Below are 18466 nucleotides of genomic sequence, written 5' to 3'. Positions count from 1 at the left end.
TGCAGCGAAAGACTGCTTCCCGCCCATCATGCAGATTTCTGCACCGCAAAAGGGTGTCGAAACGCCGCCGGACAAGCGATTCTCGACTCCCTATCGAGAAACCAGCTTTTCGTGAGCCCCCTCTCGCAACATCGCTTCCATCTCGTCCAAGCCATCGACGGCGGAACGCATCTGCGCCTCATCTTCTACGCCCACTGTCTCGGCATCCGCGACCGGGCCCTCAAAAACCATCTCCATTTGCCGCTGTTCCTCTGCAATGACAGCTTGAACGACGGGCGCGGTCTTCTTTGAGACGGCGTCGGGTTGGCCAGACGGTCGACCTTCAACAGCCTCGCGTGCCCGCTCCACATCAGCTTCAGAATCACGGGGCCCGCTTGACGGCGGTGTCATCGGCATGGCGCGCATACTCAACGGTAGATTGCCCTGCTCCCCCCCTCCCCCCGGCTCCGGAAACGGCAAATCGCCCGTCTGCGCCGCGTGGATCGCCTTGAACAGCCGATCGTCGAAATACTGGATCCGCTTCGCACGGACCGGCATTTGGGCATCGATGACCATGACAATCTCGTCGAGTGGCAGGCGGCGCGCCTCATCTTCGGGGAGCAGAGAGCTCTCTTCGGTCCGTGTGGATTGGCTGCGGCCCTCGAAGGGGTTCTTGCCGATGGACTGTGAGCGCGTGACGACAGTCTTGGTGGTCTTGCCGACCGCCTTGCTCAGCTCCTCGACGGTCTTTTCATCCGAGGGCGTCAGGTAGAGTTTCACGCCTGCGTTGCCCTGCAGCGCACGGCGGGTGTTCTCGCCATAGATTTCATCGAGGGCGGGAATGGTCTGCGTGACCACGGCCAGATGACCGCGGTAGGTCCGCAGGGTCTCGATGCTTTCGACCACGATGGGCATCTTGCCCAAGCGATTGAACTCATCGAGCATGATCATCACGGGCCAAGGCTCGTCTGGCCCTGGGTCTTTTTCCTGCATGGCCGAGAGGAGATCGGAGAAGAAGAGCCGGATCAGGGGTGCCAGAGGCTTCACCATGAGTGGCTGGACGACGAGATAGACCGAAAAGGGCTTCCTGCGGATCGTGCGGAAGTCAAAATCCGAGACAGACGTCGCCTCATCGATGGCCGGGTTCTGCCATTGATCGAGCCCCGAGGTCATCAAGAGCGAGACATAGGAGGTCAGGGTGTCGTTGTTGGTCGAGGCGAGCCGCGTGAAGATCAGTTTCGCGGCTCTGTTCTCCACCTCGTGGCCACGCGCGAAATACTCCTTCTGCTTGTTCCCGCCCGACGCGGCAATGCGGTAGATTTCGCCCAGGGTCGGGCGCTTGCGCTGGAAAGCCAGAAGCCCCGCCGCCACGAAGAGATCGATCCCGCCTTTCAGAAGCCCCTGCACCCGGTCGTTGTCGCTCTGCAGGAAGAGCGTCGCCAGGAGCTGCAATTCCATCTGCTGCCGCGCGGGATCTTTCAGTTGATAGATGCGCAGGAGCGGGTTGTAGCGATGCGTGCGCTTGCCCTCCCAATCGGTGGGGGCAAAGCGGTAAACCTTGTCACCTTGGGCGGCGCGGTGCCGGGCCGTGGCCTCGAAACACTCGCCCTTTACATCAAGCGTCACGGCGGAGCCTTGCCAGGTCAGCAGGTTCGGAATGACAAACCCCGTGGTCTTGCCGCGACCCGTGGGAGCCACGATCAGCGCATGCGGGAAGACCTTGGAGCAAATGTATTTTGCGCGGGAGCCGGGCGTCCCAAGCTTGCCGAGGATGAACCCGGTCCCGGGCGCGCCGAAGAACCCATTGGACTTCATCTCCCGCGCGGTCTGCCAATGGGTTTGGCCAAACCGTGTGAGGGCAGACCCCGAGAGGGCGAGGCTCAGCATCATGCCGGCGGCGGCAAAGCTGCCGATGATCAGGTGGATGAGTTGCGCGTCCTCCGGGCGGCGATCGAGGATCGCCAGATAGTTCTGCGCGATATAGGCAAAGTCGATCTCCGCCCCGAAGCCCAGATCCTGGTAGGTCAGCACCGCCGAGGCGATGGTGTAGCCCATAGCGGCGGTCACCAGCGTCACGAGCAAGACACCCGTGGCGATCCGCGCTTTTCCCATGGAGGCGCTCAATGGACCTGACCCCGCTCGGTCTCGCCATCCACGTCTGTGGCGCGGTGTTTTTCATACTCAGCATCGGCCAGTTCATCGACCACCTGGCGCAAGGCCTCCGTGCTGGCCGTCGCTGCATCCGATTGCAGGTAGACCTTGGCGACATAGAGCCGGTCGAGGCGGTCCTCGAGAACCTTGTCCAGCGCATCGGCATCGCCGGATGTGAGCCGGCCCAATTGGCGGCCATCCAGCACCCGCGCGATCTCGCCGCGGAAGGCGTCCCGTTCCGCCTCGGTCTCGAAGGGCGCGGACAGCTCCCCGGCCCGCTCATGATCCAGAACACGCGTAATCTCGTCTGCAAGGCGGTCGGTATGGTTAGACTGCGCCGTCGTTTCACCGCGGGCGGCGAGAGCTTCGTCGCGCGTGCCAGACCCAAGCCCCTCGCGCAACTCGGTTTCGCGGCGGACCTGGTTGATGGCCTCCGTGTCGCGGATCTCGACGACGGCCGCATAGGTCGCGCCAAGCCCGCGGGCGAGGTGGGACGGCATGTCCGGATAGCGCTCCCTGAATTCATCTGTGACAGCATCTGCAACGGGCGTGCGGACGTCGCGTACCTCCATGATCCGGTCGACCTCGCGGGTGATCTCGCTGGCGCGGGCCGCATCGGTGATGGTCTCCCTGTAGGGCTCAGACCGGTCGATCACATCGCCAGGGCGTGCGAGCAAGTCCGGGTGTGCCGCGAGATACGCGCGCTGCTCCGTCTCGATCCGGCGCTCCGCCCGTGAGACAACCTCCCAGTCCCGGTCCTCGATCTGCTGCGCGGTCAGGCCGTCTACGCGCATCTCCTGACGGATTGTCCCTTCCATCGCCTGCACCGCGTCCCGGTGATAATGGAACCGCTCGCTGACCGCTTCCGCTTCCATGACACCATCCCGGCGCAGCACGTTCTCCCGTTCCAGCAGCGTGCCAAGCGCGACATGCACATCGTTGAGAATGTCGCGCGCCTGTTCCAGATCAGCGCGGCGTTCGAGGTTCAGATCCCGCGCCTCGGCCACCTTGGCGAGATCATCTGCGATCCATTGATGCTCCAGCGCGGCGCTCGAGGCCCCGGTTTCGATCCGGGCCACCACTTCCGATGTGCTGATCCCGGTGCCGCGTAGTGCCGCGTCAATGCGCGATCTCAGGTCGGGCTCGGCCAGACGCTCGCGCTGGCTGGCGTCGATATTGGCTTCGGAATAGATCCCGCCCTCCGACGGGGTCTCTGACAGCGTGGATGAACGCAATCCGAGAGGCTGCATGTGCTGGACCTGCGTCTGGATCTCGATGAGACGTTTTTCCAGCATGGGACGTTCCGCGTCAGACTTCTCGGCGATCATGCCCTGCACCCGCGCGAGCTTCTCCGCATAGAGGCTTCTGAGATCCTCGAAACTTTGATCCTCGGCCATATACACATCTCCTGTTCGGTCCACCTGCCCGCCATGCGCCAACACCTCGCCCGCGCGGAAGAGTGCTGCGGCGATGTCTTCCCGGGCCTCCCGGGAGGCCTCTGCGGCAAGCGAATGGTACACGGTTCTGGTGTTGGCGATCTCCGCCAGAGTCCGGGTCAGGTCGGCCCCCACACGTTCCCGCTCGCGGGGTGCCCGCCCCTCTTCTTTCGCGGCGTAGACCTCGCTGGTGCGGGCTGGGTAATGCACGACGCCGCGATCCACCCGCCGCGTGGCCTCCAGCCGTACACCATACTTCTCGGCCTCCTCGACCATGGCGAGGCGGAAGTCGTCATAGTTGAAGCGGTGGTTGCGCCCCAGAAAGAAGAACTCGCCTTCCTGCGAGCGGCGGTTCAGCACCAGATGCGCATGCGGGTGATCGCGGTCCTCATGCACCGCGATGATGTAGTCGAAATGCCCCGCGTCGGTCTGGAAGAACCGCTCGGCCACATCCGTCGCGATGTCGCGCACATCCTCCCCGCGCGTGCCGATGGGGAAGGACATGAGCATGTGGGTGGTCTGCCCAAGCTTGGGCTTGAAGCCCGCATCCCACCGCTTGGCAAAGCGCTCGGTCAGATCCTTGATGTCACCCGCCTCGAGCTTCGTCTTGCCATCCAGGAACCCGCTACTGTCCACGATATGGGTGGACTTGGTGGTGAGGTAATCGAGCTGGTTTGCGAGCTGCGATTTGGTATGCGTTCCCCCGCCCCGGATCGCCTTGAAGACCGCTGGCCGGTGGCCTGCTGCCGCGCGCACAAGCTGGGTCTGCTTGGCCACGTGCAGCCCCTGCATTGAGCCCCGGACGCGGCTCCAGCCATCCCGAAACACCTCGCCCGTGACGGCATGGACGGCATCATTCAGCTGCATGCGCAAACTCCCTCAGCGCGGCCGTGGCCTGCAGCTGCATCGCATCCCGACGGCGGCGCAGGAGCAGGTCGATCTCATCAGCGCTGTCTAGGATGAACCGCGCCAGCCCGCGCATCTGCGCGAGGCGCAGTTCGGTGAACTCGGCACTCATGCCGCCATTCGCCCCCTGCCCCTGCCGATTGGCCTGCGTCATCTGTTTGGCGATCTGCGCGACCCCATTGCCGACCTCGTGCAGCGAGGCGCGGTAGCGCGCCATCTCAGCTGCCATCTGCGCGTCCGGAACGAACACCCCGCCTGCCGCCTGAATGAGCCGCCGCAGCCCCTCGGCCCGGCTTTCGATCCCCGCCTTCGCCAGCACCGCGTCGAGCGCCTCAAGCTCCGCAGCCGTGACCTTCACACTGACCGCTGAGACCGGAATTGCGGCATCCGTCTGGCGCTCGGCATCGGCTTTGAGCGTGTACTGGATCGCCCGCACCGAAACGCCAAACCGTTCCGCCAGCACTGAAGTGGAAACGCCTTCCGCAGCTTCGCGAACGATCTCCATGCGGTCCGCATCTGTGAGACGTTTTGAGCGCGACATGCGAAGAAAGACCCCCTATTTCCTGCCACCTTCCACCAAGGCTGCCCCTACCTTACGATAATATACCAAGCTGTCAATTATATACTTACGTCGCATCCAGGCTCAGGCAGCCTTGGTGTCCGCTTCACGCCGCGGCCCGCAGGGACGCGGCTCTGCCGCCCTCACCTCCAAGCGACACCTGTCCCAGGGGTCCCGTCCGCCAGCCCCGCCCGAGGCTCTGGCCGAACACGCATGTGTTCGGACGGAACCGCGGGCGGGCGCAAACCCCACCGACAGGGCGGACAGGCAGGGTCAAGGAGGGCCAGATTTGGATCCCCAAATCTCTGCCGCAAAAACCGGGAGGCCCTGGCCGATAGGTTTTTGTGGATGGCCCCCTTGAGGCTGACTGGCCGGTCTGTCGCGGCCTGATCATTCCGGGCGGAGTGCGTCCGTTGAACGCGCAGGGACCGGCATCCCTGGAACAGGGATCGGGCCGCCCCAAGATCGTCCTGGGGCGGCCCATCCTCGTCAGAGGATTTAGTCCTGGGGATCTTTCGCGCTCGGTGGGAACATCACCAGCTCCGAGACCGCGACCGGGAAGTCGAGCTTGAGGCTGAAGAACTCCGTTCCATCCCCGTTGCGGGTGTTGCGAAACATCGCACCCACGCGCTGAAAACGGGTGCGCTCCTGGCCATCGGTATCGGTGAACTTGACGGGGACGGTGGCGACGTAGTGGTTGGTCATTTGGGTTACTCCTTGTTGCGATGGGGATCACCCAGCACGGGGGCAACAGGTCCGGTCGCAAGCGCAAATGCGGAGGGTCCGCGGCCAGCCGTGGAAGCCGTATTTGTGCTTGCCGAAGCGTGAGCTGAGGGCACGATTGGGCCGACCCCGTGCGATCCACATCTATGAGCAAAAAGGAGTGATCCGGATGACCCTTGCCAACACGCAGCCGCCACCATCCGCGTCCGCGTCCCGCCGATCCTGGCCGGGGTGCTGACGGAGCCCGCCCGCGTGGATGCGATGTTCCGAAACACGCCCCGAGGGACGTGCAGGTGTTCAGCCTCATATGCGACGTCTCGACCCCTCGCGTATTGCGCTGCTTTCGATGTGCGTGAGGTGCGTACCATCCCCAGCCCGTACCGATGCGGATGGGCCGCACTCTGACGGACCGGGTAGAGGGATAACGCTGCTGGCCGCCGCAGACTACCGATCACGCGTGACCGACCGCACGCGCCATGAGACATGACGAAAGGGCCGCGCCAAGCGCGACCCCCTCTCTTCAATCCTGCGCAGCCTTCTTCGCCGGGTCCGCAACCCGCATGACCGTCAGACCTTTCGCTTCCGCCTTCTGCCCGAGGTTCAGCGCGACCCCGTTGCCGCCGAAGAGTACAACCCCCGTCGCCGCGAACTTGTCGTCCAGCATTTCGTCGTTGCACTTGAACGGTGCCGCCCGCCCGTGCGCGGACCAGCGCGGATCGAAGCGCGCCTGCGCGACCCCGCGTGCCCGGGCCCACCGGGCCGCAATCATCTCCGCCCCGTGCTTGCCACCCTTGTGGCAGAGGAAGATCTCCTGGTTGCGGTTCTGCTTGATCCGTTCGCGAACCTTGTCGAGCGTGTTGAAGATCACATCAACATCGGTCCAGTCGGTGGCGCCTGAGACGATCAGGGGCACCCCCTCGACTTTCGACTTCTCGGCAGTCTCGCGGTCGTGCTGCTCCAGCAGCTGCCGCGCCTCGAAGACCGCCCCGGTCTCTTTCGCCCGGACGCTTGCGCGCGATCCGGCTGCCGGGATGTAGGCGTGGCCCGTCTCGATCTCGTAGCATTCCGCCGCCGCCTCGCTCATCACCTCGATGGCGCTCACAATCTCGCGCAGTTGCACAAAGCGCGCCTGCGCCTCTTCGAGCGCGGTCTCGGCGATTTCCGATCCGTCGTGGGATTTTGCCAGCGCGCCGATCTTGTCGGCGGTGCGGTCGACCTCCTTGCCGAGTGCCACCTTGCGGCGCTGCAGGATCGTCGCGAGCCCATGGGCCAGCGGTTCGATTTCTGCTTCAAGCCCGGTCCCGCGCAGCTGGCCGAGCAAAGCCTCGAAGCTCTCGCGGACGATGTGGTCGGTCAGAACGTGATCCTCCGGGATCGGCAGCTGCGCGTCCTTTTCAGTCAGTCCGAAAAGTTCGATGGTCTCGTAGGTGTTTGCAGTGTCGTAAGCCATGTCTGGTCTCCAGTGTTCGGTTCCAAGGCCACCACGTGAGTGTGGGGGCATGGCCGAATGCCTGGTTTCCGAATCTGCCCGGGTCAGGGACGGCGTAGCCGCCGGCTTGCCGGGCGCAAAAGTTTTCCGCGCGCGGCACCCGACACTTGCGCGCGCTTGCGCACGGGACCGCCCCGCGCCACCGGCTCCGCCCTCGCCGAAAAGTTTTGCGATCCTTGACGCGGGCTGATTTGGGGGCCATCCGGAGGATATGCTTCCGCGCTCATGTGTGTGTGTTTTGACGGTAGGTTTGCCCGACCCGAGCAGGCAAACGGCCCGACCGGACGCGGGAGACGGATGGAGTGGCGGGATCGTTTTGGCCTAAGGCCAAAACAGACCAGAGCGCAATCCGGCGGAGCGACCGGGGAGGGACGTGCTCGCGAGGCGGGCAAACCGGGATGCCGGGCGCAACGCCGCGGTGAGGCCGCATGGCCGAATGCGCGACGGACCGAAGGGCCGTTCTCCCCTGCGACACGCGAAGCCGAGCTGGGGAGGCCGCAAGGCTCTGGCCAGGGTTGATGTGCTGGCGACGCCGCTACCGACTATACGGATTACTTGTCCAAGCATTCGATGTAATGGGCGGGTAGCGGAAGTTCGCTGTAATTGGCTCCAATGGCCGCAAAGCGCAGCCATGATCAAGTCTCGGCGCACCGAACTGACATCCCGCGTTGCCTCACCGTTCGGTGCCCCGTCTACAATGTTGACATCGTCAGCGCGGACACTATTATACATTATTGCCTTATGACCGGTGCTCCCTGACCTGGCCTCAGTCGCCTCGTTACAGCCCGGTCTTCTAATTTCTGGACATCGCCGTATCAACATTGAAGTACCTCAAGCAGCACAAGTCGATCGATGAATGCATCGACATCATGTTGATGAGGGGTATGGAAATCCCTGACCGAGGCCATGCCGAGCGCTCCCTGCACCGCATCGGATACTACCGACTCAGCGCGTTTGGGTATCCTTATCGTGACTTCTGCCCGATCCCAACTCCAGACGGCGAGACGGAGCAGAAGGTTCGATGCGACAAGTTCAAAGAGGGTACGTCCTTCGATCAGGCTATCAACTTCTATCTCTTCGACAAAACCTTGCGCATCGAGCTTCTGGACGCGATTGAGCGCATCGAGATCGCGGTTAGAACCGCGATGATTGAAGTCCTTGGGGAGCTGGGACCACATGCGCATCGCGACAGACGCTCATACAAGGATCGCTTCAGCGAAAAGGGCGAAGATGGCAGCACGCCTCTCGAGCTCTTCATAGCCGGACTGGATCAGCACTTCAGAAGCTCTAAAGAGGACTTCGCGAAGCACTTCTCACTAAAGTACTTTGGTCCTCCACCGATTTGGATCGAGGCTGGGACATGGACCTGGGGCAACCTGACCCACATTATCGCCCACCTGTCCGACAAAAACAAAATGGCAATCGCGGCGCGTATTCACCCGGACCTCCCCATGAAGACATTCGCTTCATGGATCACAGCGCTCAATGACGTCCGCAACAGCTGCGCACATCACGCCCGAACGTGGAACAAGCCCTTGGTTAACAGCCCTGGGGTTCCCCCAAAAACGACATTTGGACAGCTCGACCACCTCCGCCAGCCCAGGATGGGGGACGATGCGCCCACGAAAAAGATTTACAGCGCGATCGTCATCATGATCTTCATGCTGCGGCAGTATTATCCGCGCACCAGGTGGCACATCCGTCTTCGCGACAAGATCTTGACCCAAGACCTCCCTTACGAAATTCGTCCGCAGACAGCCGGGTTCCCGGAGGGCTGGGAGTACGAGGCCATCTGGAACTGACCCGCCGACTTCCTGCTATCCGACATTGCCGCACGATGTCCCAAAAGGCCGGTTCAGAAAAGCTGCGTTGCAGGTCAGTCACAGCGACCCGTGCGCCCTTCTTTATGAGGAATGGGTTGGCGCTACGTTCCGCAAGGAAGGGTGGAAAGTGGTGGTTCCCTGCGTATTAGTTAAAGTGGCAGAGAAACGCGGAAGCAAACTTGATTATACTGAGATCCCGATACGTTCGAAGAATGCTCGGTTGCGTGACTTAGCGGACTCGAGAACGTCTTTGAAAGACGAGACCTCGATAAAAATCGAATAGGACGCGTCCCACGAATAGTATGTGTTTGAACCCGCCTTTCGGTGGAAGTTCCCGAGAGCCTTCATGACATCACGTAGCTTGGGTGTTATATCCGCGATGATGTGACACATGAACGGCGTAGTTTCTTCGATTGAGCGTATGGGAGTCCCGTCATACTTGATCGCCTCACCAGACTTCCGCATGTCTTCAACATATTTTCGGACTTGCGTGATGGGGTTTTTCTCCAAAGTGTAGTTGTCGATTTTCGGACGCTTGAATTCTACAATAGTGATTGGGGAAGACTTGTCTTCATTTTCAAAGCCAAGGCCAAGGTCGAAAATGGAGACGTCTGGCCTATCTTTTGGGTGAGTGGGATCTGACACTTGCTTTTCCATGCGGGTGTCAGAGTTGAAATATGAGTAGAATGCCAGTCGGTCGTCAACGATCCATAAATTGTGATCGTCGTAATCCAAATCCGAGGAAGTGGATTTCAGAGGGCAGATTATGTCGTGGAGAACGTCCTCATACTCGGAATCTTGATCTGTATTAGGCTTGAATTTCAAGCTCTCTTCGAACACATCGAGAACCAACTTGCGCTTCATGACATATTCAGCAAGCGACGACACCGACTCTTGCTTGAGTTCTGCGACATACTCTTTGGCCTTCGCCTCCACGTCAGGCAACTTCTTCTCAATTGACCGTTTGAAAGCATTCTTACGGCGTTCATATTGACGCAGCGACTGACGGGACATTTCCACAAATATGTCCTCTTTCCGGTTCGTGCCGTAATGGAGCGTTTCCGCGACTTCAGCATCCGTACCTTGAATACTAAGGAAACGAGGATGCTCGATGCGGAGGGCGCTGACAATGCCTGTCTGCTTCTCTCGAATCTCAGCGAGTTCGGGGGCGAGGAACTCCTTGACGCGCTCTTTCGCCTGATCGACGATGCTCTCAATCTCATCTTCTGACAAAGAGAAGTCCGTTCTTGTGTCATTCACAGATTCATCGAGGGCCGCACTTTCAATATACCCAAGGAATGCGAATTTACTATCAATAGCCTTAAGGCCAATCACCCCGTCCATGTCGAACCGTTTTACAGCACGTCCGTTTGCTCCAAGGTAAAGTGCGTTCGTGCTTCTTTCGTCGTCAGAGATTGCTTTGGGAAGCAGAAAACAGTGGCAGACAAAATCTTCGGACCCGCCAGAAGCGGATAAAGTGAACCGATAATCTGCATCGCGCTCAACTGATTCTGAGAATGCCTCGAACAGGTCTATCTCGGCATCAACATCACAGACCGTAATTTTTGGATGACTGATATTGATGAAGTAACTTATGAAATGAGCCAAAAGCCGATTTGTGATCGTGCTTGCCTTCTTCGGTATGTGCAGAGCGTAGTCACGTTTGTAGGGAGTCAACTGAATAATTGAGCCTGGAGTGCTTTGATCCGCTGGCGCAAGGGTCAGATTGTCCGTTGGGTTGGAAACCTTGAAATCAAAAGAAATAGAACGACCGATGGACCCGTCATCGTAAACACTTTGAATACGCACCTCGTCCAGCACCTTGAGCCAAACAAGGCGCCCTACGCCTTTTCCGCCAATCTTTTCTTTGGCACGTGAGTCCATTCGGCGAAAAGACTCGAGATTGCTTTCGTTAAAGCCAATTCCATTGTCAGAAATAGTAAAGCCTTCCATCTCCCCAGATTCAGTGCGGTGCAGTTCGATTGTGACTTCGCCCTTGCTGAGATTATCCTTGCCAAATCTGTCTTCGACGGCGTGAATGGAGTTCATCACAGCTTCAAAAAGTGGGAAAAGTGAGTTCTTGGCATTCGGAGCAAGCGATAAGTTTCGAATGCGCCCTGCGGGGTCGTTGTCCCAGCCGGTTTGAATTCGAACGTCCATGCTATTTGCTCCCGCCTGCCCTCAGTGGCACTATGACTGCGTAGCTGCTAGGGCGCAATCCGACACTTTTCCTTGGCCCTGACCTGCGAGCCCACTTGCCGAGCAAGTTCTGGTCCTCTCCACCTCTTCTCTGTTTACGAGAGGAGAGAACAACAACGTGGGCCATTTCCATCTTTCGAGAAGTCACGGCAACCGTTCAGAGCACTTTCTTGGCAAGATCATGAAGCATACGCTGCACCAAACGAGGTCGATCGGCAGCTTAGGCCCGATTGCACTGTTTCAGTTCAGATCGACGCCGCCGAGGCGCGGCGCATGGACATGCGTTCGGATTAGGAACGCAGCGCCCGCGCCCGCGATAGCGCCGAAGAGATGCGCCTCCCACGACACGCCGGGTTGGCCCGGAAGAACGCCCCAGAGAATAGAGCCATAGAGGACACCGACCACCAGCGCCGCGCCCAGCGTGATCGGAGAGCGATCCACAAGACCGCGCGCGATGAGGAAGCCAAACCAGCCGAAGATCAGCCCCGACGCACCGATATGGATCGCCGAGCCGCCGAACAACCACACGAGACCGCCCCCTAGGCCGATCACCACGGCGTTCACCGACAGCAAGCCTCGCGTGGTCGTTGCCACCAGCAGCCCACCCATCACCAGGAGCGGCGGCGTATTGGCCATCAGGTGCGAGAAACTCCCATGCAGGAGGGGCATAGCGATGACACCATCCAACCCGCTGCCGTGCCTGGGGATCAGGCCGAAGGCCGGGTTCAGGCCGTAGCCGGTGATCCAATTGACGACTTGGATCGCCCAGAGCAGCGCGACAAAAGCGGCAAGCGCCGCGGTGCGCCGGAAGAAGACGCGCATGTGATCCCAGTTCATCATGTTGGCGACAGTAGTCGTCCCCACAGCGCCTTCAACGGCTTTCGCGCGCTGCACAGGGTGCCACCTCCGGGAAAGGGGATTCGCGGCGGCCAACCTCGGTAGGGCTCAAGCCAAGAGAATGGCTCCGATCTTACACGGTGTTCCCAGGCCGCAGCGGCATGATTTCACGCTCGGGGCGCTTCAACGCTTCGGCATATTTGCGGGCATTGTCATCGATCGTGCTGTGCCAGAGCTTCGAGACGAACGCCCGGGCGTCTTGCACCGTCATGTCCTTCAGCGAAGAGGACAGCGCCATGAAGAGCTCATCCTCGCTGATCGCGGCGGCATAGTGCATGGCGTCCGCGTAAAATGAAGGGTCGTTCAGGACCTGTTGGCTTAGCGGCATCAGCGCGAGGTTCTCTTCCGGGATCGCCATGAAGATCGTGTCCTGCAGGTCGGTCAGATACGCACGCCGCGAGGTGGACACCGGCTTTCCTGCTGCCTGGGGTCTGCTCCGGCTCAGTGCAAAATCCTACGTTAAGAAATATTTTTCCCTGACGCTGGCACCCTTTGCGGAATTTACATTGAGACACGAGCTGAGATGCACGAGTTCGCTATCTGAGAGCCTATTTTACATCCGTTTTACAAACCTGCGTTTGTGAAAGCCGCCATTCGCTGCGCTGCGCATAAAATCACACAGTGCGGGACTTTTCGGGCTTTCGCTGCGCCGTTCACGAAGGTCCGTTGCCCCCTCTTCTTTAGGGTGGACTAAGCATCGAGTAACGCATCGATCACCGCGCATTCTGGGGCAGCATCGCCGGTGCATCGCGCAACAGTGTCCGACAGGACGCGCTCGATGCGCTGCAGATCGGCAATCTTGGCCTGAACGTCAGTCAGATGATCTTCGGCGATGATCTGCACCTCGGCGCATGTCCGGGATCGGTCATCGACCAGCCCAAGCAGCCCGCGAACCTCTTCGAGAGAAAAGCCTAGATCGCGGGACCGCATGACGAATTTCAGCCGCTTGACGTGGGCATCGTCGTAGCTTCGGTAGCCCTTCGTACTGCGCGGCGGGTCCGGCATGATCCCGATTTTCTCGTAATAGCGAATGGTTTCCAGGTTGCAGCCCGTTGCGCGGGCCAAATCGCCCCGCCGAATTGATCTCACGCTTGTGTTACTCATTGTGCCGAAAAATCCCTTGAGCCTGTATCAACTACAGACCCTAGAACGGTGGAAACATCTGTTCAAGGAAGATTCGATGGAACAACATTTGGCGGAACTTCCGCAATCTCAGTCGCAGAAAATTGGCGACGAAACCACCAAGGGATGGGGCGTGACCGGCCTCGGCGTCCTCGGTGCGCTGGCGATGACTTCTTGCTGCATCCTTCCATTGGTGCTGGTCAGCTTTGGCGTGACAGGCGTGTTCATCGCGCAGCTCGGGGCGCTCTATGCCTACAAATGGTACACCTTCGCGCTGAGCGCCGCGTTTTTGGGATACGGCTTCTACAAGGCTTACAAGCCTGTAGATGCCGAGGCCTGTGCCGATGGCACCTGCGCCCGCCCCATCGACCGCCGCATCATGCGCGCAACCCTCTGGGCCGCTTCCGCGATTGTCGCTGTCGCCATGATCTTTCCCTACATCACCCCCTTCATCCTGAAATTCTGAACGAGGACCATGACCATGACCATGAAGCATCTCCTGTTATCCGCCCTGGCCATCGTCGCACTCTCGACCCCGGCCCTCGCTGAAGAGCGCCAGGTCGAGATCGCCGTCAGCGAACTGACATGCCCGTCCTGTTCGTTCATTGTTGCCAGCTCGATGCGCGGTGTTCCGTCGGTCGAGATCGCCGCATTCGAGGACGGCCCCGAATACGGGCAGGGTGTTTACAGCGTGACCTACGATGACGCCGAAACTTCCATCGAAAGCATCATCGGCGCGGTGACGGCCAATGGCTATCCGGCGCAGGTGCTGCCCGACACAGCCTCCTGAGCCGCCTGCAATGCGTGACAATCTGATGGGTGGCCTGCTGGCCTTCGGAATAGCAGCTCCGGTCGTGGTCGTCTGCTGCGGCGGCGGAACTGCCGTGCTTGCAGCGTTGTTCGGCGGCGTTGGGGCTTGGCTCTCTGGAATGAGTGGCATTGCCGTGCTGGTTTTGGCGGGTCTGACCTACCTGATCGTCCGCGCACTGCGTCGTTCGCAAATGAAACGCGCCTCCGGCCCCGACCCATCACAAAGAAAGACGGCTCCTTGACTGACACACCTGAAAATTCCGACCGTCTGCTGAAATGGGGGCTTGGCGGTGCGCTCTTCGCCGCGCTCTGCTGCTTTACACCGCTTCTGGTCGTCATCGTCGCTGGCGTCGGATTGTCGGCCCTCACGGGCTGGCTCGATTACGCCCTGTTCCCGCTGCTGTTTTTCAGCCTCGCCGTGGTGGCACAGGCCCTTTGGCTGCGCGCTGGCAAACCGGGACCGGCCCCGAAACTTTGGGCCACCGGCCTCGCGGTGGCCCTGTCGATCCTGATCATTCTTCTCGAATTCAGGTTCGCAATACGGATCACAATCGGCGTTTTCGCCGCCACAGCACTCTACGCGGTTCTCCTGAACCGTGCGCAAAAGAAAGGATCGCTCTTATGATGATGGGATGTTGCACCGCCACCGGCATGGTCTTCGGCCTCCTCGGCATGTTGACACCGCTGATCGCCATCGGCGCGGTCATATATCTGCTCGCCGCCAGACCAAAAGACCCCGAACATGGCGAGGCGCGCTGAGATGAAAGACCTGAACAAAAACGACGATGAACAGGGCGGCTATGACCTGATCGTTCTTGGGGCCGGATCGGCGGGGTTCTCCGCCGCAATTACCGGCGCGGATGCCGGAAAGCGTGTCGCCCTCGTAGGACATGGCACCATCGGCGGAACTTGCGTCAACGTGGGATGCGTGCCCTCCAAGGCGATGATCCGTGCGGCAGAGGCCGTGCACTGTGCGGGGGCTGCCAAGCGGTTCCCCGGCCTGTCGGGACGGGCACAAGTGGATGATTGGCAGACGCTCGTTCAGTCCAAGGACGATCTGGTCACGACCCTGCGCCAGAAGAAATACGCGGACCTTCTGCCGGAATATGAGGATGTCGATTACATCGACGCCGGTCCCGCGCGGCTGATCGAAGGTGGCGTGACAGTCGGTGAGCGAACCCTGAAAGCACCGAGGACCATCATCGCCACGGGCGGGCGTCCCGTTCTGCCGACCATCGACGGCATCGAGGAAATCGGCGCGCTCAACAGCACCAGTCTTCTGGAACTCGAAGTACTGCCGAAAAGCCTGATCTTCATCGGCGCGGGCTACATCGGCGCGGAGCTGGCCCAGATGATGAGCCGCATGGGCGTGAAGGTCACGCTTGTCGCCCGTTCGCATCTGTTGCCCGGCGCGGAACCAGAGGTCTCGGAGGCATTGGCGGCGGCGTTCGAGGCTGAAGGCATCACCCTTCTGACCGGGTTAAGCTACGACACTGTGCGCCGCGACGACGCGGGCGTGACACTGCGCGTGATCCAGAACGGAAAGCCTGTCGAAGTGACGGCGGATCACCTCGTTTCGACCGCTGGCAGGCGGGCCAATACCAAAGATATGGGCCTGGACGCAATCGGCGTGGAAACCGACGCGCGTGGGTCCATCGTCGTCGGCGAGGACATGCAGACATCGGTGCGCGGCATCTATGCCGCAGGCGATGTGACCGACCGCGACCAGTTCGTCTATATGGCGGCCTATGGTGCAAAGCTCGCGGCCAAAAATGCGGTTCTCGGCGAAGACCATCGCTACGACAACGCCGCGATGCCCTGGGTGGTGTTTTCCGACCCGCAGGTCGCGGGCGTCGGTCTCGGTGAAGCCCAGGCGCGGGACGCGGGCCTCGACGTCAAGACGTCCATCGTACCGCTCGATCAGGTGCCGCGCGCACTGGCCGCACGCGACACGCGCGGATTGATCAAGCTGGTGGCGGACAGAAAGTCCGACCGGCTGCTTGGCGGCCAGATCATCGCGCCCGAGGGGTCCGATACGATCCAGACCCTCGTTATGGCGCTGAAGTTTGGCATGACCACAAAGGCGCTCGGGGAGACGATCTTCCCCTATCTGACGACCGTGGAAGGGCTGAAGCTGGCGGCGCAAACCTTCGATATGGACGTGGCAAAGTTGAGTTGCTGCGCCGGATGAAGATCAGGACAAGGACCGGAGAATGAATGAAGACTACGACCTGATCGTCATCGGGGCGGGCATGGCGGGCGTGGCCGCGGCCAACAAATGTGGCGCGGCAGGATGGCGTGTCGCCATTGTCGATGCGCTGCCCTACGGCGGCACCTGCGCATTGCGCGGCTGCGATCCAAAGAAAATCCTGCGGCGCGGTGCGGAAATCATGGACGCGGCACGGCTCATGCAGGGCAAGGGGATCGATCCCGGTGATCTGTCGATCAACTGGGCCGATCTGATGGCACACAAGCGTGGCTTCACCGATCCCGTGCCGGACAAGATGGAAAAGGGCCTGTCGGGCAACGGCGTCGAAACCCTGCATGGAGCCGCGCGGTTCACGGGAAGCAACACGCTGGAGGTCGATGGAACGGCATATCAGTCGGAACGGTTCCTCGTGGCCGCCGGTGCCATGCCCAGGCCGCTGAGCTTCACAGGGGCCGATCTCGTGATCGACAGCACGGATTTCCTCAACCTGGAGGCCCTTCCCAATCGGGTTCTTTTTATCGGTGGCGGCTTCGTGTCCTTCGAGTTTGCGCATATCGCCGCACGGGCCGGAGCCAACCCGATCATCGTGGATCGTGGCGCCCGGCCCTTACGCGGCTTCGATCCCGATCTGGTCGAAATGCTGATCGACCGCAGCGGCGGTATCGGCGTGGACCTGATGCGCGAAACCGAAATCGTGTCGGTCTCGGAAGCCAGTAGAGCATTCACTGTCGAGGTGAAGTCGGGCGATGAAACCCGAACAATCGAAACCGATCTGGTCGTGCATGGCGCGGGCCGTGTGGCAGCCCTGGCCGATCTGAATCTTGAGGCGGCTGGTGTTGATTACAGCGACAAGGGCATCGTTGTAGCCCCGCATCTGCAAAGCACGACAAACAGCGCGGTCTTTGCCGCCGGAGATTCCGCCGACACCGATGGCATGCCGCTGACGCCAGTCGCAGTGATCGAAGGGAAGGTCGCGGCCTCCAACATGCTCAAAGACACTCAGACCGCACCGGATTATGCCGGTATTCCTACAGCCGTCTTCACAGTCCCGGAAGTGGCGCGTGTCGGCATGTTGGAAAGTGAGGCAAGGGACGCCGGGTATGATGTCGATGTTCGGTTCACCGACACTGGCGATTGGTATTCGAACTACCGGATCGGCGAGACCTCTGCTGCCGCGAAGGTCCTCGTGGACAAGTCGAACGGCAAGATCCTCGGCGCGCACCTGTTCGGCCCGGAATACGGCGAACTGATCAATTTCTTCGGGCTGGCAATCAAGCTGGGCCTGGCGGCCAAGCAACTTAAGTCGATGACGGCGGCCTATCCAAGTGTTGGATCGGATTTGGGCTCGCTTCTCTGAATTTGAAAGATTTTTCGCAATAGACCCGATCCTCCTCGGAACGTATGTCTGGCCCGATGAAGACGGTTCTTATCTACTTCGCCGCTGCGCTGGCCGAAATTGCCGGATGCTTTGCTTTCTGGGCCTGGTTCCGGCTGGACAAGAGCGTGTTTTGGTTGGCACCGGGCATGCTGTCCCTTGCCGCTTTCGCCTGGCTACTGGCGCTCAGCCCCGCCGATCAGGCGGGCCGCGCCTATGCAGTCTACGGTGGCGTTTACATCGTATCGTCCCTGCTGTGGCTATGGGGCGTAGAAGGGCATCGCCCGGATCAATGGGATGTAGTTGGAGCGGTCATTTGCCTTGTCGGTGCGGGTATTATTCTCTGGGCACCGCGCAGTATTTGAGAGGCAGCCGCAGACGGGGTGAAGCGCTGAATCGTTCGATTAGATCGCCTTTTGGTTCACGCGTTCCGACAACTCGGCGCTGCTTTCCCTCCGCATCGCGGCTGCGATCAAGCAGGTTTTCTACCGCCCTCGAAAGCAGCGATACATCCTTTACGCAGCATCGGTCAAAGTGGGCTCTGAACTGCCGTTCGCTGTATCGAGAAGGAACGACCGGTTTTGCTTAACGTAGGATTTAGCACTGAGCCGGAGCAGACCCCTGCCTTGGCGTCCAGATATGCCTGCCTTGTCCTGTCGAGCTTCGACCTTGCATGGGTCATGATGACATCACGCTGTCGTTCAGGCAGCGCAAATCCGGTGCAACGCACGATATGAGCAAGAAGCTCTTCAACCTCGGCGTCTACATCAAAGCTCTCGAACCACGGA

General features: G+C 60.4%; 18 protein-coding genes. 9 read left to right on the top strand and 9 right to left on the bottom strand.

What is annotated here, in order from left to right; genetic code table 11:
* Positions 1 to 90: 90 nt before the first annotated feature.
* The 5 genes from IF204_RS18170 to IF204_RS18150 form a co-directional block, all read right to left on the bottom strand.
* Positions 91 to 2091, bottom strand: coding sequence for a type IV secretory system conjugative DNA transfer family protein (locus IF204_RS18170; RefSeq protein WP_194098524.1), 2001 nt, complete (start codon positions 2089 to 2091; stop codon positions 91 to 93).
* Positions 2092 to 2099: 8 nt separating this feature from the next.
* Entirely contained in the window at positions 2100 to 4433 is a 2334-nt protein-coding gene (locus IF204_RS18165) for a relaxase/mobilization nuclease domain-containing protein (protein ID WP_194098523.1), read from the bottom strand.
* Positions 4420 to 5013 (bottom strand): helix-turn-helix domain-containing protein, encoded by a 594-nt coding sequence (locus IF204_RS18160; RefSeq protein WP_194098522.1) that lies wholly within the window; start codon positions 5011 to 5013, stop codon positions 4420 to 4422. The genes IF204_RS18165 and IF204_RS18160 overlap by 14 nt, the downstream gene beginning before the upstream one ends.
* A 516-nt stretch (positions 5014 to 5529) precedes the next feature.
* Positions 5530 to 5736 (bottom strand): hypothetical protein, encoded by a 207-nt coding sequence (locus IF204_RS18155; RefSeq protein ID WP_090525678.1) that lies wholly within the window; start codon positions 5734 to 5736, stop codon positions 5530 to 5532.
* 538 nt (positions 5737 to 6274) lie between these two features.
* Positions 6275 to 7204, bottom strand: a complete 930-nt coding sequence (locus IF204_RS18150) for a DUF2493 domain-containing protein (RefSeq protein ID WP_090525676.1) — start codon at positions 7202 to 7204, stop codon at positions 6275 to 6277.
* Positions 7205 to 8064: 860 nt separating this feature from the next.
* Between IF204_RS18150 and IF204_RS18145 the strand changes: the two genes are divergently transcribed.
* The gene (locus IF204_RS18145; protein ID WP_072702319.1) at positions 8065 to 9045 is read left to right on the top strand and encodes an Abi family protein; all 981 of its coding nucleotides are present in this window, start codon (positions 8065 to 8067) and stop codon (positions 9043 to 9045) included.
* Between the two features lie 204 nt (positions 9046 to 9249).
* Here the strand turns inward: IF204_RS18145 and IF204_RS18140 are convergent, their stop codons facing one another.
* The 4 genes from IF204_RS18140 to IF204_RS18125 all read right to left on the bottom strand — a co-directional run bounded on the left by IF204_RS18140 (position 9250) and on the right by IF204_RS18125 (position 13266).
* On the bottom strand, positions 9250 to 11226 hold the full coding sequence (locus IF204_RS18140) for an ATP-binding protein (RefSeq protein ID WP_072702316.1): 1977 nt from the start codon (positions 11224 to 11226) through the stop codon (positions 9250 to 9252).
* A gap of 279 nt (positions 11227 to 11505) precedes the next feature.
* Complete coding sequence (locus IF204_RS18135) at positions 11506 to 12087, bottom strand: rhomboid family intramembrane serine protease (RefSeq protein WP_072702366.1); 582 nt, start codon at positions 12085 to 12087, stop codon at positions 11506 to 11508.
* Between the two features lie 148 nt (positions 12088 to 12235).
* Positions 12236 to 12571: a hypothetical protein gene (locus tag IF204_RS18130; RefSeq protein ID WP_234994812.1), complete on the bottom strand. Its 336-nt coding sequence runs from the start codon at positions 12569 to 12571 to the stop codon at positions 12236 to 12238.
* Between the two features lie 281 nt (positions 12572 to 12852).
* Positions 12853 to 13266, bottom strand: a complete 414-nt coding sequence (locus IF204_RS18125; RefSeq protein ID WP_153218054.1) for a MerR family transcriptional regulator — start codon at positions 13264 to 13266, stop codon at positions 12853 to 12855.
* Positions 13267 to 13342: 76 nt separating this feature from the next.
* Between IF204_RS18125 and IF204_RS18120 the strand changes: the two genes are divergently transcribed.
* From IF204_RS18120 to IF204_RS18085, 8 genes are read left to right on the top strand one after another with little or no spacing between them, the layout of a single operon-like run.
* Entirely contained in the window at positions 13343 to 13750 is a 408-nt protein-coding gene (locus IF204_RS18120; protein ID WP_007803565.1) for a mercuric transporter MerT family protein, read from the top strand.
* A gap of 15 nt (positions 13751 to 13765) precedes the next feature.
* A complete protein-coding gene (locus IF204_RS18115) occupies positions 13766 to 14074 on the top strand; it encodes a heavy-metal-associated domain-containing protein (protein WP_007803569.1) in 309 nt (102 codons plus the stop codon).
* A 10-nt stretch (positions 14075 to 14084) separates the two neighbouring features.
* Positions 14085 to 14336, top strand: coding sequence for a hypothetical protein (locus IF204_RS18110; protein ID WP_072629817.1), 252 nt, complete (start codon positions 14085 to 14087; stop codon positions 14334 to 14336).
* Positions 14333 to 14719, top strand: coding sequence for a mercury resistance system transport protein MerF (gene merF / locus IF204_RS18105; RefSeq protein ID WP_007803570.1), 387 nt, complete (start codon positions 14333 to 14335; stop codon positions 14717 to 14719). The genes IF204_RS18110 and merF overlap by 4 nt, the downstream gene beginning before the upstream one ends.
* Positions 14716 to 14853 carry a hypothetical protein gene (locus IF204_RS18100; RefSeq protein ID WP_007803572.1) on the top strand — a complete coding sequence of 46 codons (138 nt, stop codon included), beginning with the start codon at positions 14716 to 14718 and terminating at the stop codon, positions 14851 to 14853. Before merF ends, IF204_RS18100 begins: the two co-directional genes overlap by 4 nt.
* Before the next feature lies 1 nt (position 14854).
* Positions 14855 to 16285: a mercury(II) reductase gene (gene merA, locus IF204_RS18095; protein ID WP_057796628.1), complete on the top strand. Its 1431-nt coding sequence runs from the start codon at positions 14855 to 14857 to the stop codon at positions 16283 to 16285.
* Positions 16286 to 16307: 22 nt separating this feature from the next.
* Positions 16308 to 17660, top strand: a complete 1353-nt coding sequence (locus IF204_RS18090; RefSeq protein WP_017467591.1) for a dihydrolipoyl dehydrogenase family protein — start codon at positions 16308 to 16310, stop codon at positions 17658 to 17660.
* A gap of 56 nt (positions 17661 to 17716) precedes the next feature.
* Complete coding sequence (locus tag IF204_RS18085; protein WP_040546036.1) at positions 17717 to 18043, top strand: YnfA family protein; 327 nt, start codon at positions 17717 to 17719, stop codon at positions 18041 to 18043.
* The last annotated feature ends 423 nt before the right edge of the window (positions 18044 to 18466 follow it).

This window comes from Marivivens aquimaris (assembly GCF_015220045.1).
Taxonomy (GTDB): domain Bacteria; phylum Pseudomonadota; class Alphaproteobacteria; order Rhodobacterales; family Rhodobacteraceae; genus Marivivens; species Marivivens aquimaris.
Note: the sequence above shows the minus strand (reverse complement) of the source record. Positions and strands in the feature narration are given on the sequence as shown.